Source organism: Streptomyces sp. GESEQ-4, from assembly GCF_017948455.1.
Classification (GTDB): domain Bacteria; phylum Actinomycetota; class Actinomycetes; order Streptomycetales; family Streptomycetaceae; genus Streptomyces.
The window spans coordinates 415,637-432,711 of record NZ_JAFFSU010000001.1 but is presented as its reverse complement, the minus strand read 5'-3'; the positions used below and the strand labels follow the sequence as shown (position 1 = coordinate 432,711).

Here is a 17,075-nt window from a genome sequence, read left to right as displayed (position 1 = left end):
GAACTGCTCCTTCAGGTGGTGGGCACGGGCAGTACTGCCAGCGGCACATGGTGCTGACCGGAGTGGACGTCACGGTCGCGCAGCGACGCCTGGCTGACGGGACGCGGGAAAGAGATCTTCACGACGTTCAGGGACGGGATGCGGAACATCTGCACGTCGGTCTCGTCGAGTCCGTAGAGCCGGGCGACCGTGGCCTCGCTGAGGAACGTCTCGTCGGCGGCGATGCGATAGCCGTCCGCGTCACGCATGAACAGTTCCATGGTGACCCAGAAGGGCCCGGCGTTCTTGGACCGGACCTCGTACGCCAGGTCGCCCAGGGTGGTGGGGGCGGTCTCAGCCATGGTGGGAGGCCTCCTCGAACTCGGTGCGGAACATGTCGGTGGGGGTGAGGGTGTCGACGACGTGGTTGAGCACGAACTCGTACGCCGGACCGCGCTCGACCTCGGCCGGTGAGGTGGCGAACGCCAGGCTCGGCAGGTAGTCCATGTCGGGCGTCGGCAGATGAAGCATCAAGGGGTTGGCGATCTTCGCGACGGCGGTGGCGGTGCTCTGGTCCGGCGCGTTGACGAGGAGCATGACTCCTACCTCGCGAGGCGGACCCGCTGCCGGATCGAGATCACCGAGAACGGCGTTGTGGCCGTACAGGCGCAGATCGAAGGCGTACTTGTCCTCGCCCAGGCCTGTCGTCTGCGCCACCCGCTGCCTGATCATCGTGCGCATGAGCTCGGCCCAGTCCTCGATGTTCGCGAGGATGTGCGGATCCCGGATCGCGCTGAACGACATCGTCTCGTAGCCGGTGATCCGGGCACCTTCGAGCTTGATGGTGTGCTGGTCGGCGACATGGAACCGCGAACCCTCGACCCGCACGGTGCGGTCGTCCAGGGCGGTGTAGACGGACTCACGGACGTCCAGGGTGCCGTCCGGCTCACGCATCTCGAACGGGTTCACCGTCTCGTAGAGCATGTGGGCGGCGACCAGGATCGGTGTGCAGGCGACGGTCGGATCGAGCGGCTCGATGGTGAAGCCGTCGGCGTCGATGGTGGCCAGCACCCCACCCGCCCGCGGATCGCTGGTGCACTGCCCGCCGCATTCGATGATCTTGGCACCGTGCCAAGTCGGCCCGGCCGGCATCCCCTTCATCAGCGGGTAGGCGGCGGCGATGGCGGTGTCGGTGGCGCGACCGGCGAGCACGACCTGGGCACCGGCCTCGAGCGCGGCGACGATCGGCTCGTGCCCCATCGCGCCCACGATGTGCGTGCAGCTTCGCAGCGTCTCCGGCTCCAGTTCGCCCAGCGGGGGCAGGGCATGGATCCGGCCCTCGTCCAGGCGCTCCAGGAGCGTGTCGGCGCTCTGCTCGCTGTAGATACGGGCCACGCGAAGATCGAGGCCCTCGGCCGCCAGGACGTCGGCGACGATACCGGCGACCCAGTCGACACCGGAGTCGGTGCCGCTGGTGCCGCACGAGCCCACGATCAGCGGGATTCCGGCACCTGCCGCGGCCTTGAGCAGCATGCGCAGGTCACGGGCGACCGCGGCGCGCGTGGTCTTGGGCTGCGACGCGCCGAGATAGTGGGGACCGGAGTCGGTGCTGCCCCCGTCGACGGAGATGACGTCGGCGCCGAGCGCCAGACCGCGCTCGATCGTGGCTTCGGGGAAGCCGGCTCCGAGCATGCCGGTCGGTGCCAGGACTTTGACCTGGTCAACCCGTTCGTTGTCCATGTTCCTCTTCCTTGTCGGTGCCGGGCATGTGGCGGGTTCCTTGTTGGTGTCGGGCAGCAGGTGGGCGTTGACCGCGAACCGGGGGCGGCCCGCGAGGGCGGCCACCACCTCGGCCGCCCCCTCAAGGCCGGCGGCGGCACGGGCTTCGGCGGTCTGGCCCGCGAGGTGGGAGAAGACGACGATTCCCTCGACGTCCCGCAGCGGGCTGTCGGCCGGAAGCGGCTCCTCGCTCACCACGTCCAGGGCCGCCGCGGCGATCTCGCCGCCGCGCACGGCGTCGGCGAGGGCCCGTTCGTCGACGACGGCGCCCCGCGCGGTGTTGACCAGCACCGCCGTCGACTTCATCCGCCGGAAGGCGGCGGCGTCCAGGAGACCTCGGGTGCGGTCCGTCAGCGCGGTGTGCACCGACACGTAGTCGGATGCCGCCAGCAGCTCGGGGAGCGCGACGAACCGCACCGACGGATCCGACCGCTCGTCCTTAGGCACACCGGTCGTGCAGAGCACCTCCATGCCGAAGGCCTGCGCCAGCGGCACCACGGCCCGCGCTGCCGCCCCGTATCCGATCAGGCCGAGCACCGACCCGCGCAACTCGTGACCGTCCTCCCGCGGCCACCGGCCGGCCACGACGCCCACCGCGCTCTGCACCAGTCGCCGCGCCGCCGCCAGCAGCAGGCCGAGGGTGTACTCCGCCACGGCGTTCGCGTTGATCCCCGGCAGGTTGCTCACCGTGATGCCGAGCCGGCCCGCGGCGACGATGTCGATCGAGTCGTAGCCGACGCCGGTGCGCACGATGGCGCGCAGGCGGGGAGCCTCGGCGAGGACCTGGGCGGTCAGGGGCTCATGGCCGACGAGCGCCGCGTCGATCCCGTCGAGGGCTGCGACGAGCTGATCGCAGCCGCCTCGGCCGGCCAGGGGGGCGTGCACCGTCGTGTGGCCGTGCGCCCGGAGACAGTGATCGACCTCGTCGCCGGGCCGCAGGTAGTCCGTGGTGATCAGGATGCGGGGCACAGTTCCTCGTCTCTGGCGGCGCCCGTCGCTGGGCTCGTGCCGGGCTGCGGGGATGGGCTGGTCACTTGGCGAGCGTCAGGGCGGTGCGCCGCTGCAGCACACTGATCCTGGCCACGACGATGATCGACAGCGTGGCGACGATGGCGATGTCGGTGAGCATCAGGGGCCAGCCGGTGATGTCGACCATCCCGCCGACCACCGCCGGGCCCAGGAAGCCGCCGCAGGCCCAGCCGACGGTGTAGATACCGGCGTAGGTTCCGAAGACCCGCGCCGAGGGTGCGAGGTTCCACAGGACGACCACCGCGTTGACCAGGAAGCAGGTGGCGCCGGCCGCCCCGAGGCACAGGGCCACGGTGGCCCCCGTCGGGGTCTGGATGAGCGTCCCCAGCACCATGGCACCGGCGAAGACCGACATGCCCACGGCCATGACCCGGAGCCGTCCGTAGCGCTCGGCGAGCACGGCCGCCGGGTAGGCCGCGAGGATGAAGGCGACACCGCCGGGCAGGGTGAGACCGCCGGCGGCCCCCTTCGACATGTCGAGGGCTTCCATCCCGTACGGCGTGATCAGCGACCGGGACGCGGCCCACGCACTGCCGAAGAGGAGGATCGCGACCAGGAGCAGGAGCCGGCTACGGTCGCTGTCCTTGAGGATCTCGACGAAGGTGTCCCGGACCCGTGGCTCGCGGCGCTGGGCGCCGTGCTTCCCATCGCTCTCGGCCACCGCCGCCTGGTAGGCCGGGGACCGGCTGTCGCGCACGGTGGCCGCGAGCACCCCGATCGAGATCAGCATGATGATCGCGGGGATCGCGAACGCGAGGCTCAGGTGGTTGTCGATCAGGAAGATGCTGATGAGCGCGGCGACGATGGCCGTGATGCTGGAGGCGATCTTGACCGCGGCGTTGGCCCGGCTGCGTCGCTCGGGTGCGATGAAGTCCGGTACGAGCGCCTCGGCGATCGGCTTGAAGGTGTTGGCGACGAGCGCGTAGGAGAACATCACCGCGATCAGGAGCGGCAGGGAGGCCGCGCTGTGCGGGATGATGAGGAACAGCGCGGCGGCGATCGGCATCCCGACCACCAGGTAGGGCATCCGTCGTCCCCAGGAGGTCCTCGTCCGGTCGGACCGGTTGCCGATCCACGGCTGGATGAAGATGCCCAGCAGGTTGTCCATGCCCATCAGCAGGCCCACCACGGCCGCGCTGTCGAGGTGCTCCCGCAGCAGCGGCGGAACCTGGGATTCGTAGAAGTTCCAGGTCGACTCCTGCGCGAAGACCGCGAGAGCGACCAGGAACGTGATGCGCCGGGTCCGTGTGCGCTGCCCTACTGACGTCGTCGTCATGAGGGGTCGTCCCTTCGCGTTACCTCGGCCACGAGGGTCAGGTCGTCGGTGATCCGGATCCGGCAGTCCGGCCCGAAGGAGCAGGAGGATTCGCGTTCCTCGAAGATCGCCGGGCCCTGAAGTTCCGTTCCCGGTGTGAGTGCGCGGCGGTTCCAGACCGTGGCCTCAAGCAGCCCGTGGCCGGGGAAGTGGACCGGCCGTACGCCGCGGCTCGCGTCAGGTCCTCGTGCATGGCCGCCCTCAGTCGACATCTCATGACCGGGCAGTCGCATCGAGAGCCGCCAGTTCACGACCTCGGCGGCCCCGTCGAGAGAACGACCGAACACGGAGCGGTACGTGGACTCGAAGGCGGTCCTGATGCGCCCGAGACCGGCCGGGCCCAGGTCCTGCTCGGACACGCCGACCTCGATCTCGAAGCCCTGGCCGAGGTACCGCATGTCGACCGAGCGGCGGACATGGACCAGCTCCGGGTCTGCCGGCTGGAGCGTCTCGGTGGCGCGGGTCGTCATCTCGCCGTACAGCGCGGCGACCTGGTCCCAGTCGACGTCGGCGAGAGGCGACGGCAGGCTGCGGACCTCGTCGACCGTCGGAGCGGCGGCCAGGAGCCCCCAGGCGGACATGACTCCGGCGCGCATCGGCACGATCACGCGGGGGATCTTCAGCGCCTTCGCCAGTCCGTAGGCGTGGACGGGCCCGGCTCCGCCGAAGGCCAGCAGCGCGAAGTCGGCGGGGTCCTTGCCCTGCTCGGACAGGTGCATACGGGCGGCGGCGGCCATGCTTTCGGTGACGACCTCGACGATCCCGGCGGCGGCGTCGGTGGTGTCGAGTCCCAGAGGGCCCGCCACCTCACGCGTCAGCGCCTTGTGGGCCTCGCGGGTCCGCAGCCTCATCTCGCCGCCGAGGAAGTTCTCCGCGTCGAGGTGGCCGAGCGCCAGGTCGGCGTCCGTCACGGTGGGCCGCTCGCCCCCACGCCCGTAGGCGACGGGGCCTGGTACCGAACCGGCGCTGCGCGGTCCCACCTTGAGCAGTCCGAGTGCGTCGGGTGCCGCGATCGAGCCGCCTCCCGAACCGATCTCGATCATGTCGACGACGGTCAGGCGCACCGGCAGCCCCGAGCCGGGCTTGAACTTGTCGACCCGCCCCGCCTCGAAGTCGTGTTTGAGCCGGGGCCTGCCCCCCCGCACGACGGCGATCTTCGCCGTCGTGCCGCCCATGTCGAAGGAGACGACATCCTCCTCCCCCAGCGCCCGGGCGACGGTGGCCGCGGCGATGGCACCGGCCGCGGGTCCCGACTCGAGCAGCCGTACGGGGAAACGCTTGGCGTCCTCCAAGGTGGTGACGCCGCCGCCGGAGAGCATGATGCGCAGGGGCGCGTCGATCCCCATGGCGGTCAGGTCGTCCCGCAGGTCGTCGAGGTAGCGCGACATCAGGGGCTGCACGTACGCGTTCAGGCAGGCGGTGCCGGCCCGCTCGTACTCGCCGATGACCGGGGCCACGGCGCTGGAGATCGTGACGGGGAGGCCGGGGTGGGCCCGTGCCACCAGGTCCCGGACTCGGTGCTCGTGCCCGGCGTTGCGGTAGGAGTGCATCAGCGCCACGGCCAGGGCTTCGATGCCCTGCTCCGCCAGGTCCCGCACCGCCGTGAGGACGGCGCGGTCGTCGAGCGGTTCGAGTTCACGGCCGTCCGCGGCGATCCTCCCGGGTACGCCGCGGCGCAGGTGGCGCGGTACCAGCGGCTGGGCCGGCCGGGCGAGCAGGTCGGTGGTGTCGAACCTCGTCTCCCGCCCCATTTCGAGGGAGTCGCTGAACCCGCTGGTGGTCAGCAGGCCGACGACCGCTCCGGTGCGTTCCAGCAGGGTGTTCGTCACCAGCGTGGTGCCGTGCACGATGCCCGCGACGTCGCCGGGGGCCGTGGACGTCTCCTCCAGCAGGCGGGCGATCCCCGCGGTGATGGCCTCGTTGGGGGCGTGGGGCGTGGTGGGCAGCTTTCCGGGCCAGGTCAGTCCCCGGCGGGGGTCGTGCAGCAGCAGATCGGTGAACGTTCCGCCGACATCGACGCCGATCCGGACCGTACGGCTCATCGGTCCACCTCCTCACGTGCGCTTCCGCCCGCCGTCCGGGCTGTGCGCGGGTCCTGCTGACGGGCTGGGACGGTGTAGGCGGCGATCTCGTCGGCGATCAGGAGTTCGGGCTCGCGCTCCTCGGCCCGGCCGAACCCGCCGCCGCCCGCGAAGGAGATGACCACCGACGCGCCGGGGGCCAGCTGTGAGATCGACTTCAGCGGGACGCGTTCGCCGGAGTCCAGGACGACCTGTGCGGTGGCACCCGGTTCGCCGCCGGCCAGGCCGAGCGCGGGATGCCGCGCGCGGTCTCCGAGCAGCACCATCTGCACCGGCCGGCTCGTCGGGTTGCGGACCTCGATGGTCTGGCCCAGCCCTCCGCGGCGTCGGCCCCGTCCGCCCGATCCGGCGCGCAGCTCCTTGCGGAGGAAGTGCAGCGGGGACGCGGCCTCCAGGGCCTCGATGCTGCCGCCGCCCGAGTTGGTCGGGAAGGCGGTGGTGGACAGCCCGTCCGACTCCTTGGCCGCGCCCATGCCCGCGTTGGCGAAGAGCATGAGGCTGAAAGGCCGGCCGGAGTCGTCGATGCCCGCGAAGCGGACCCGCAGGGCGGGGGCGCCGCCGCTGTCGGCGATGACACGGTCCGGCAGCACCGGGGCCAGTGCCTGGTACACCGCGCAGGACAGGAGGTGGCCGGTGAGGTGCCGTGCCACCACGGGCGCGGGAAACCTCGGGTTGACGATCGTGCCCTGCGGCGCGGTGACCTGGATGGACCGGTAGGAACCCCAGTTGGTCCGCGTGGACGGGTCCAGCAGGATCTTCAGGGGATACATGGAGTAGGCGCGGGTGTAGTTCAGCGTCGAGTTCGTCGCGAAGGGCACCTGGGGGGAGCTGCCGGTGTAGTCGATCCCGACCTCCTCGCCGCGCACGGTCAACGCGCACTCGATGTGCGTGGGGTGGCCGTCGACGCCGTCCGCGTCCAGGGCGGCGCGGTAGACGCCGTCGGGCAGGTCGCGGACGCCCGCCCGCATCGCGGCGTCGGTCACCGCGTGGACCTGGGCCGCGAACGCCTGGAAGTCCGGCTCACGGAAATCGGTGAGGAACTCCCGGGCGCGTCGGCGGCATACGGCGTGCGCCGCGGCCTGCGCCTCCAGGTCGCCCCACACCTGGTCCGCCAGTCGTACGTTCGCCAGCAGCAGGTCCTTGACACCCTGCTCGACCCGTCCGGCCCGGAACAGGCGCAGCGGAGGAATCAGGATGCCCTCGGAGATCAGCTCGGTCGCGCTCATCGAGGGTGTGCCACCGATGTCCGGTGAGTGCGCCACGGTGCCCGAGAACGCGACGAGCCGTCCTCGGTGGAAGACCGGGGAGATCATGGCGATGTCGGGCAGGTGCCCGGTGGCGATCCACGGGTCGTTCGTGATGACGCTGTCGCCGTCCTGCCACTCGTCCGCCGGAAACCGTTCGAGGACCAGCGCGGTCAGCGAACTCATCAGGGCGGCGAAGGCGGGGATGCCCGCCCGTGACTCGGCCATCGTGCGGCCCGCCCGGTCCATCAGGACCACGGTGTAGTCGTTCGACTCACGGATGATCGTGGAGAAGGCCGTGCGCAGCATCGTGGAGGCCGCCTCGTCGGTGGCGGCGGCGAGCCGGTCCCAGCGCACTTCGAGGCCTACCGGGTCGGAGACAGGTCTGATCATGACGCCGCGACCCCCTCTTCGACCGCGCGGCCGGCCGAGTCGCCGGCCGCCGCTCCCGCGCCGTGGCCGGCGAGTGACCTCGCGGTGATCCGGGCCGTGATGGCCTTGCCCAGCCCCACCGTGGTCCCCGTGCCCCCGAGGTCGGGGGTGACCACATCGGGCTGCTCGTCCAGAACGCTCTCGATCGCGGCCACGACGTGCGCGGCCGCCTCGTGCTCGCCGAGGTGGGTGAGCATCATGGCGCCGCTCCAGATCTGGCCGACGGGGTTGGCGACACCGAGACCGGCGATGTCCGGGGCCGATCCGTGCACCGGCTCGAAGAGGCTGGGGAAGGAGCGATCGGGGTTGATGTTGGCGCTGGGGGCGATGCCGATCGTTCCGGTGCAGGCCGGGCCGAGGTCCGAGAGGATGTCACCGAACAGATTGCTGGCGACGACCACGTCGTACCGGTCGGGCTGGAGGACGAACTTCGCGGTCAGGATGTCGATGTGGTCCTTGTCGGCGGTCACGTCCGGGAACCGGGCGGCCATCTCGGTCGCGCGCTCGTCCCAGTAGGGCATGGAGATCGAGATCCCGTTGCTCTTCGTCGCCCAGGTCAGGTGCTTGCGCGGGCGGGACGAGGCGAGTTCGAAGGCATAGCGCAGGACCCGATCGACCCCGGTCCGTGTCATGACCGTCTCCTGCACCACCGTCTCGCGATCGGTGCCCTCGAAGATCCGGCCGCCGATGCTGGAGTACTCGCCCTCGGTGTTCTCCCGCACCACGTAGAAGTCGATGTCGCCCGGCCGGTGGTCGCGCAGCGGACTGCGTACGCCGCGCAGCAGCCGGACGGGACGCAGATTGACGTACTGGTCGAAGCCCCGCCGCATCTGGAGCAGGCTGCCCCACAGCGAAACATGGTCCGGGACCACCTCCGGCCATCCGACCGCGCCGAAGAAGATCGCGTCGAAGGCGCCGAGTACGTCCCGCCAGTCCTCGGGGAGCATCGTGCCGTGTCGCAGCCAGTAGTCGGCGCTGGCGAAGTCGAACTCGGTGACGTCGAGTTCGAACCCGTGTACCTCCGCGGCGGCCCGCAGGCACCTCAGGCCCTCCGGGACCACCTCGCGGCCGATCCCGTCGCCCGGAATCGCTGCGATGCGATAGCTCTGCGGCACGAATCCACTCTCCAGTCCAGGTGATCGATGCGCTCGTGCGGCGATGAACACTCGGTCCAGGAGAGGAGGCGTTCCGGCCCGCGGCGCGACTGGGCCCTACCTTGGCCAGCGACGACACCCGTTACAAGGCCGTAACTGGCAAGGTACGTTTTCCCCTGTGGAAAGCCCCGAGCGTTCTGGTCGCCCCTGGTCCAAGAGCCGTTCAGCCGTGGACGACCTTCAGTTCTTCCACGTGGTCGCGGCGAGCGAGACGCTGACGGCCGCCTCGCGAGAACTCGGCTGCTCGCTGCCCGTCGTCAGCAAACGCCTCAGCGCGCTGGAGCGCCGTCTGGATGTCCGGCTCGTCCAGCGCGGCGCCCGCCGACTCGTGCTGACGTCGGAGGGTGAGCTGTACGCGGCGCGCGTGGAAGCCATCCTCGACCAGGTACGAGAGCTGGAGGACACGATCAGTGACACGGCCGCGGGGGTGCGCGGATCCCTGGTCGTCGAGGCCACGCTCGGTCTCGGCCGCGCCCACATCGCGCCGCTGCTCGGCGAGTTCGCCGCGGCCCATCCGGAACTGCGCGTCCGGATGCAGACATCCGCGCTTCCGCTACGGCCCCACCAGCGTGAGTTCGACGTGGCAGTCCACGTCGGCCTGCCGCCCGACTCCTCGCTGCGCATGCGGCGGCTGGCCAAGAACCGGCGCGTGCCCTGCGCGGCACCGTCCTACCTCGCCGAGCACGGCGCCCCGGCCGACGTCGAGGATCTGGCCCACCACAACTGCATCGTGCTGCGGGAGAACGAGAGCGATTTCGCGCTGTGGCGCTTCGGGGACGCGGACCGTCCCCGGCATGTGCGGGTGCACGGCAGCCTGTCCAGCAATGACGGCGACGTGGTGACCGGCTGGGCGCTGGAGGGCCGAGGCGTGATCATGCGCTCGGAGTGGCACGTCGGGCCGCATCTGGACCGTGGCGAACTCGTCCGGGTCCTGCCGCACCTGTCGACACCGGCCGCCGACATCTACGCCCTCATCGAGGAGGACGGTCATGTCCCGCGACGTGTCAGCGCTCTCATCGACTACCTCGCGGCACAGCTCCCGCTGCGGCTGGGACACGTGAAGGACGAACGCACCTGACGGTGCCGGAACCGAACCGTCAAAAAACCCTCAGGTTCGCTGTGAGGCGGTCGTCAAGTCCACTCAGAAGGATGTGGCGGGTCGTCTTCCGAACAGTGAGGGAATCATTGATGGCTACGCTCTTGTACCGGCTGGGCGCGTGGGGTGCTCGGCGGTGGCGAAGGATGTTGATCGGGTGGCTCCTCGCCCTAGGTGCGGTGGTCGGTCTCGGCTTCTCCTTCGCCGGCTCCTTCACGGACAGCAGCTCCATTCCGGGCTCACCGGCCCAGACCGCTCTGACCAAGATGGAACGGCACTTCCCCGAGCCGGACGTCCAGTCGGCGCAGGTCGTGTTCCAGGCGCCGGCCGGCCGCAAGGTGACCGAGGCGGATCTGCGTACGCCGCTGGAGGCCATGGGCCGGGTCCCCGGGGTGAGCGAGGTCAGTGACCCGTCCGAGAGCGGGACCGTCTCCGAGGACGGACGCACCGCGGTGGCTGAGGTCACCTTCAGACGGCAACTGGCTCTGATCGGCGGCACGTTGCTGGTGCTGCTGGGGCTGTCCGTCATCGTTCTGCGCCTGGGTATGCGCCCGCTCGCCCGCATGGCCCGCAGCGCCGACGCCATCGCCGCGGGCTCCCTGACCGAGCGGCTGCCCACCCATCGCAACGGCAGCGAAGCCGACCTGCTGGCCAAAGCGGTCAACCGGGCGTTCGACGCCCAGGCCCGCGCGGAGGCGACCGTGCGCTCGCTGGCCGCCGACACCTCCCACGAACTGCGCACCCCTCTGTCCACCATCTCCGGATGGCTCGATCTGCACCGCCAAGGCGGCCTTTCCGGACCTGGCCTGGAGACCGCACTCGAGCACATCGAGAACGAAGTGGGGCGGATGCGCCTGCTCGTGGAGGAACTCTCGCTGCTCGCCCGCCTGGACGCCGGCCGGCCCGTCGAGCAGGACGACGTGGACCTCACCGTCCTGGCCGCCGGCGTCATCGAGGACGCCCAGATCATCTACCCCCAACGCGACATCGCCATGGCACCCGCCCTGCCCGCACCCGTCATCGGGGATGCCGCCCGTCTCCAGCAGGTCCTGCGCAATCTCGTCGGCAACGCCGTCCAGCACACCCCGGCTCAGACCTCCGTGCGCGTCGAGGTCACTCTCAGCCGTGGCACCGTGGAGCTGAGTGTCATCGACAACGGTCCTGGAATCTCCCCCGAGGACCTGCCCCGCGTCTTCGAGCGGTTCTGGCGCGCCGAGGCCAGCCGGAGCCGCGCGTACGGCGGTTCCGGTCTCGGCCTGGCCATCGTGGAGGCCATCGTCCACGCCCACCACGGACAGGTGGCCGTGTACTCGGACGTGGGAGTCGGCACCACCGTCACCATCCGGCTCCCGCGCGGCCATCGGCCATGACGACTCACGCACGGCACGCCGGGCACGGGAGGCGTAGGGCCTGTGCGTCTGGCTGACCGCCGTTGAACGTGCGGGCACCTCTGTGCGGTCGGTCCCTTACGAGGCCGCTCGCAGCCGGTTCGCGATGAAACTCGTGTGGGTGATGCCGGGCACGATGAGCCCGCTCTCATAGGCGAAGACGATCAGGTGCCCTCGCCGGCGGAGTCCGAGCTTGCTGAGCATGTGCGTGATGTGGGTCTTCACGGTGAGCGGACTGATGTCCAGATCGCGGGCGATGGAGGCGCTGTCCTGACCGCGCGACAGCATCATGAGGATCTCGCGTTCTCTGAGGGAGAGATCTCGGGTGAGTTCGGGCGTGACCCGTGGCTGAGCCGTGTTGACAGCCGGAGCCGTGCCCAGAGCCACAACAAGCCCACCCCGGCTCACGGTTTCCAGGGCCGCGATCAGCTGTGACGCGCTGACGTCGGCGGCGAGAATGCCCGTGGCGCCGGCGCGCACCTGGGCGTCGACCTCCTGAGCGCGGGAAGCGCCGAAGACCACGGTCCGGGCCACGGCACAGGTCTCGCCGATCAGAGCGGTGAAGCCGTCCGGCTCATCCGCCTGGATGGAGCTGTCGAGCAGGACGAGGTCCGCCTCGACGCCGCCATGGAGCAGGTCCCTGAGGTCGCCGCTGTGCACGGCGGTGCCGGCCACCCTCATGGAGCTGCTCGAATCGATCACCTTGGCCAGCCAGCCTGAGCGTTTCTTGACGGCTGCCTCAGGTATTCGTCCGCCCGCAACCGGTTGACAATCCTGCTGTAGCAAATACCGTACTGCTCATGGGACAGCTTCCGCAGCTCACGGTCTCCGCGACCTTGGGTGACCAGGCGTACACGGCGATCCGTGAGGCGATCGTCTCGGGTGTCCTCGAGCGGGGTCAGAAGGTGACCGAGCGAGGGCTGGCCGAGTCTCTCGACATCAGCGCGACACCGGTGCGCGAGGCGTTGCGCCGCCTGGAGCAGGACCGGCTGGTGGAGAGGACCGGCCCCCGCTCCGTGCGCATCGCGAAGTACGCGGAGGAGGAACTGCGGGAGTTCTCCATGATCGGCGACTCGCTCCGCGCGCTGGCCGCGCGGCTGGCCGCGGAGAAGTCGACCGCGGCACAGAGACGGCAGATGCGTACCGTCCTCGACGAGGCCGACCGGCTGTGCAGCCAGACGGCCGAAGTCAGTCCCGGCAGCGCCGACGAGCGGAAGCTGATCGAGGAGATCCTGCGCTGCATGCGACAGTTCCATGAGCTGGTGGACCAGGCCAGCGGGAACGCGACCCTGCTGCAGATGCTGCACATGGTCGACGCCTTCGGTCCGGACGAACGACGCAACAGCGTCCTGTCCGAGATCAGCGACGAACGGCGCAGCGCCGTGGATGCGCGCTATCACCAGCACCGTGCCATCTACGACGCCATCGCCGCCGGAGACGGCAGGCGGGCGGAGGAGCTGATGAACGCGCACAGCCGGTCGTCCAGCTCCTCCCTGCTCACGGCGCGCTTCTCGAACTGAAAGTCGCCTGAAGGGGCCATTCGCCCGCCCTCTTCGAAGCTATAGCAAATAGCTACAGAGGCGTCTAACCACGTACGTGCTATGGCATATGGCAAAGGAGCCGCCATGCCCAACATCTCCGCGCCCGTGGAAGGGCCCTCCGACGGAGAGTCCACCGTCCCGCGGCGAATGAGCGCCGGCACCGTCCTGTGGGTGACCCTGGCCGTCTTCGCCCAGGAATCGGTGTGGAACTTCTACGACGCGCAGGTCCCCTCCGAGCTGCGGCAGTACATCGCCTCCGCCGGCCTCGTCGGGCTGATCATGGGTATGGACAACGTCCTCGGGGTCCTGATCCAGCCCTGGATGGGATTCCTGTCCGACCGTCGCGCTCGCGACGGCAAGGGCCGTTGGGCGATCATCCTGACCGGAGCCGCCCTGGCCTCGGTGCCCTTCGCCCTGATCCCCTGGACGCACGGCCTTCCGCTGCTCATGCTCTGCGTCGTCTGCTTCGCGGCCATGGCCAACGCGTTCAAGGGCATCACGGAGACCCTGGTCTCCGACTACGTCGCCCCCTCCCACCGGGGCAAGGCCCAGGGCTTCGTGAAGGCCGGCGTCAGTCTCACGATCGTCGTCTCGTCGCTGATCAGCCTGCTCGTCGTCGACCGCAGCATCACCCTGGCGTTCGCCATCCCGCCCGTCCTCATGCTGCTGTTGCTCACGACGTCCTGGTTCTTCCTGGGCCGCCGACACCACGCCGCCACGCCGACGCACGCCGGTGAGCCTTCCGCCTCCGAGACGCACCCCGCCGCGAACCCACCATCCGCCCACTTCGCCTCACCCTGGGCGGTCATCAAGGACATGGTGCGCGACCCGTCCCGCGCCCGGGCCCTGCTCATGCTCGGCATCTTCTGCTTCGCCGGTATGTGGTCCGCTCTGCGCTCGCTCATGACCCCGTACGGCACCGAGGCACTGGACCTGTCCCGCGGCTCGGCGGGCGGGCTCGCGCTGCCCGGCGCCGTCGCCTTCCTGGTCTGCGTCGTCCCCCTCGCCTATGCCTCGTCCCGGCTGGGCCAGGTGCGCGCCATGCGCTACGGCGTCGGCGTGTTCATCGTCGGCCTGCTCATCGGCTTCTGTGTCCCCACGGTTCCCGGCACGGTCATCTCCATGGTGATCGCTTCCGTGGGCTACGCGGCCTTCGCCGTCAACGCTCTTGTCGCGTTGTGGAACCTCGCTCCCAGCAGACACGTCCTGGGCACCTACACCGGTCTGTACACCGTCGCCTCGTCCACCGGCGCGGCACTCGGCCCCGCCCTGCTCGGCCTCACCGTCGACGCGACCGGATGGCGCTTCATGCTCCTGAACGGCGCGGTGTTCGCGACGATCACCTTCGCCGTCTTCACCCGCCTGGCCCGCCGTATCACTCCCCCCTCGCACTGACCCGTCGCCCCATATCCCCTCACCAGGAAAGACAGAGACCCTCATGGAGTTGCGCATCCTCGCTCCCACCGGAGCACTCGGCGCCGGCTTCGACGCCGCCGCCTTCCAGCGCGGCGTCGCGGCCCGCCCGCACGTCATCGCGTGTGACGCCGGATCGACCGACTCCGGACCGGCCGCACTCGGCTCGGGAAACCCCAAGCTCTCCGACCAGGCCGTCACGCGCGACCTGCGCCTTCTGCTCACCGCACGCGACGAACTGGGCGTGCCGCTGATCATCGGGTCCTGCGGCACCAGCGGCCGGGACGCCGGAGTCGACCGCGTCGCCGCCCTCGTACGCGACATCGCCGCGGCGCGGAATCTGCACTTCAAACTGGCTCTGATCTACTCCGACCAGCCGACCGAACGTCTCCAGCACCTCTACGACGCCGACCGCCTCCAGCCGCTGCCGCATGCCCCCGAGATCGACCGGGAGCTGTTCGCCCGCAGTCACACGGTCGCCATGATGGGTGTCGAACCCATCCAGGAGGCTCTGGACGCCGGCTGCGACGTCATCCTGGCCGGACGAGCAAGCGACACCGCGCTCTTCGCCGCGCTCCCCCACATGCTCGGCGCCGACCCCGGCCTGACCTGGCACATGGCCAAGACCATCGAATGCGGCGCCGCCTGCGCCATACCCCCGTCCGCCAACGGCCTGCTCGTGCACCTGCGGGACGACCACTTCGATGTCACCACACTCGCCGACGGCAGCCGTCTCACCCCCCGGTCCGTCGCCGCCCACACGCTGTACGAGAACGCCGACCCGTATCGCGTCGCGGAGCCGTCGGGCACCCTCGACACCAGCGACGCCACCTATGAGGCGATCGACGAACGCACCGTCCGGGCGCGCGGAGCACGCTTCGTCCCCGCTAACGGCTACAGCAACAAACTCGAAGGGGCCGAACTCGTCGGCTACCAGACCGTCGTCGTCGGAGGAGTACGCGACCAGGTGGTCATCCGGCGCCTGCCCGAGCTGCTCCCCTTCGCCAAGAAGTACTTCGCGGAGAAGACAATCGACGTGTTCGGCGGCGTCGTGGACCCCGACGACGTCGACATCGACTTCCGCCTCTACGGCGACGGGGCCGTACTGGCCACCGCAGAACCGGAGTCGCTGCACCCTCGCGAACTCGGCGTCCTCATCACGGTTACGGCACCCGACCAGCCAACGGCCCACGCGGTCGCCACCTTCGTCGCGCACGCCAGCAGCCACCTGCCCATACCGGAATACGACGGGCTGGTCTCCACCCTCGCCTACCCCTACTCCCCGCCCGAGATCGACCGCGGCCCCCTCTACCGGTTCACCCTCAACCACGTCGTCACCGGAGTCAGTCCCACAGAACTGTTCCGCACCACCACCGAGGAGCTGTGACCCATGACCACTCTGCTCGACTACTGCTCCCTGGTGCGGTCCAAGAACGCCGGTCCCTTCACCCTCACCTTCGACTTCATGTGCCACGACCAGGCCGCCTATGACGCCCTCGTCGCCAGCGGCTTCCTCAGCAGGGAACTCTTCGCCGACCTCTACGGCGCCGACCCCGCCGACATCCTGCTCGTCAACCACCCGCTCGCTCTCGCCGTGAAGGTCTCCCTCCCCCGCCCGACCGTCCAGGGCGACCTGCACGACAGCGACTGCTACGCGGGCCAGCAGTACGCCCCTCTGATGGACCTCGCCGTGAGCGACGTGGACAAGGAGCACCTCGGATGACCGCCGAACGCCCCCTGGCTCCCTGGGACCTGCCCGCCGGGCACCCTGGGATCACCTTTCTCACCGGCCCCACGACCTTCTTCGCCCTCGCCCGCGACCCCCGCTTCTCCTATTGCCTCTACGTCCCCTCCGACCACACCCCCGCCGGTCCACCGCTCCCCCTGGTGGTCACCGTCCACGGAACACGACGCCGCGCTGAAGCACTCCGTGATGCCTTCGCCGACTTCGCCGACCGCCACAACTGCGTTGTCCTCGCCCCGCTCTTCCCCGCCGGAATCACCGGCCCGAACGACGTGGACAGCTACAAGCTCCTCTCCCCTGCCGGATTCCGCCCCGACGAAGCCCTGCTCGGCATGGTCGACGAAACCGCGGCCCGCTGGCATGTGCGCGCCGACCGCTTCCACCTCCACGGCTTCTCCGGAGGAGGCCAGTTCGCCCACCGCTTCGCCTATCTCCATCCCGACCGAGTGGCGTCCCTGTCGGTGGGCGCCCCCGGGCGCGTCACCCTCCTCGACCCCACGACGACGTGGTGGCACGGCACGGCCGACATGAAGGAACAATTCGGGACCGACGCCGACCCGGCAGCTCTGCGCGGCCTTCCCGTGCAGCTGGTCATCGGCGCGAACGACACCGACGCAGCCGAACTCGCACCCGACGACGAGCGCCGGCCCGTGCCCGCGGGAACCAACCGCATGGAACGCATCAACGCGCTGCGCGCCAACTGGCGCGAACACGGCATCGACGCACGCCTCGACATCGTGCCCGGCACCGGCCACCACCACTTCGCGGTCCTCCCCGCGGTCCAGCAGTTCCTCGAAACCCAGGTGTCCGCGTCCCCCAGCTGATGGTCGACCGCTGCTGCTGTCCTTCGAAAGGGCCTCAGATAGACAGCCGGGGTTGT

Annotated in this window: 14 protein-coding genes; 7 read left to right on the top strand and 7 right to left on the bottom strand. The window is 69.9% G+C overall.

From position 1 onward, the window contains the following. Positions 1–11 precede the first annotated feature (11 nt). The 6 genes from KCH48_RS01910 to KCH48_RS01880 all read right to left on the bottom strand — a co-directional run bounded on the left by KCH48_RS01910 (position 12) and on the right by KCH48_RS01880 (position 8,974). Positions 12–341, bottom strand: coding sequence for a DUF4387 domain-containing protein (locus tag KCH48_RS01910; RefSeq protein WP_210569709.1), 330 nt, complete (start codon positions 339–341; stop codon positions 12–14). After that, entirely contained in the window at positions 334–2,727 is a 2,394-nt protein-coding gene (locus tag KCH48_RS41920) for an NAD(P)-dependent oxidoreductase (protein ID WP_307840775.1), read from the bottom strand. The genes KCH48_RS01910 and KCH48_RS41920 overlap by 8 nt, the downstream gene beginning before the upstream one ends. Before the next feature lie 61 nt (positions 2,728–2,788). Further along, entirely contained in the window at positions 2,789–4,063 is a 1,275-nt protein-coding gene (locus KCH48_RS01895) for an MFS transporter (RefSeq protein ID WP_210569707.1), read from the bottom strand. Continuing rightward, a complete protein-coding gene (locus KCH48_RS01890) occupies positions 4,060–6,144 on the bottom strand; it encodes a hydantoinase/oxoprolinase family protein (RefSeq protein ID WP_210569705.1) in 2,085 nt (694 codons plus the stop codon). The genes KCH48_RS01895 and KCH48_RS01890 overlap by 4 nt, the downstream gene beginning before the upstream one ends. After that, entirely contained in the window at positions 6,141–7,820 is a 1,680-nt protein-coding gene (locus KCH48_RS01885; protein WP_210569703.1) for a hydantoinase B/oxoprolinase family protein, read from the bottom strand. The genes KCH48_RS01890 and KCH48_RS01885 overlap by 4 nt, the downstream gene beginning before the upstream one ends. Further along, positions 7,817–8,974, bottom strand: a complete 1,158-nt coding sequence (locus KCH48_RS01880) for a tartrate dehydrogenase (RefSeq protein WP_210569701.1) — start codon at positions 8,972–8,974, stop codon at positions 7,817–7,819. Before KCH48_RS01880 ends, KCH48_RS01885 begins: the two co-directional genes overlap by 4 nt. 208 nt (positions 8,975–9,182) lie before the next feature. Between KCH48_RS01880 and KCH48_RS01875 the strand changes: the two genes are divergently transcribed. Together KCH48_RS01875 and KCH48_RS01870 are read left to right on the top strand one after the other, a co-directional pair. Continuing rightward, the gene (locus KCH48_RS01875; protein ID WP_307840774.1) at positions 9,183–10,091 is read left to right on the top strand and encodes a LysR family transcriptional regulator; all 909 of its coding nucleotides are present in this window, start codon (positions 9,183–9,185) and stop codon (positions 10,089–10,091) included. Positions 10,092–10,201: 110 nt separating this feature from the next. Beyond that, positions 10,202–11,479 carry a cell wall metabolism sensor histidine kinase WalK gene (locus KCH48_RS01870; RefSeq protein ID WP_210569697.1) on the top strand — a complete coding sequence of 426 codons (1,278 nt, stop codon included), beginning with the start codon at positions 10,202–10,204 and terminating at the stop codon, positions 11,477–11,479. Positions 11,480–11,575: 96 nt separating this feature from the next. Here the strand turns inward: KCH48_RS01870 and KCH48_RS01865 are convergent, their stop codons facing one another. Next, positions 11,576–12,178 (bottom strand): response regulator transcription factor, encoded by a 603-nt coding sequence (locus KCH48_RS01865; RefSeq protein ID WP_210569695.1) that lies wholly within the window; start codon positions 12,176–12,178, stop codon positions 11,576–11,578. A gap of 119 nt (positions 12,179–12,297) precedes the next feature. On the opposite strand from KCH48_RS01865, the gene KCH48_RS01860 reads away from it, so the two are divergent. The 5 genes from KCH48_RS01860 (at position 12,298) to KCH48_RS01840 (ending at position 17,019) form a co-directional block, all read left to right on the top strand. Continuing rightward, positions 12,298–13,017, top strand: a complete 720-nt coding sequence (locus tag KCH48_RS01860; RefSeq protein ID WP_210569693.1) for a GntR family transcriptional regulator — start codon at positions 12,298–12,300, stop codon at positions 13,015–13,017. A gap of 105 nt (positions 13,018–13,122) precedes the next feature. Next, positions 13,123–14,433, top strand: coding sequence for an MFS transporter (locus tag KCH48_RS01855; RefSeq protein ID WP_246884683.1), 1,311 nt, complete (start codon positions 13,123–13,125; stop codon positions 14,431–14,433). A 43-nt stretch (positions 14,434–14,476) separates the two neighbouring features. Beyond that, on the top strand, positions 14,477–15,838 hold the full coding sequence (locus tag KCH48_RS01850; RefSeq protein ID WP_210569689.1) for an acyclic terpene utilization AtuA family protein: 1,362 nt from the start codon (positions 14,477–14,479) through the stop codon (positions 15,836–15,838). A gap of 3 nt (positions 15,839–15,841) precedes the next feature. Then, positions 15,842–16,174 carry a DUF4387 domain-containing protein gene (locus KCH48_RS01845; protein ID WP_210569687.1) on the top strand — a complete coding sequence of 111 codons (333 nt, stop codon included), beginning with the start codon at positions 15,842–15,844 and terminating at the stop codon, positions 16,172–16,174. Next, positions 16,171–17,019, top strand: a complete 849-nt coding sequence (locus KCH48_RS01840) for a PHB depolymerase family esterase (RefSeq protein WP_210569685.1) — start codon at positions 16,171–16,173, stop codon at positions 17,017–17,019. The genes KCH48_RS01845 and KCH48_RS01840 overlap by 4 nt, the downstream gene beginning before the upstream one ends. Positions 17,020–17,075 lie beyond the last annotated feature (56 nt).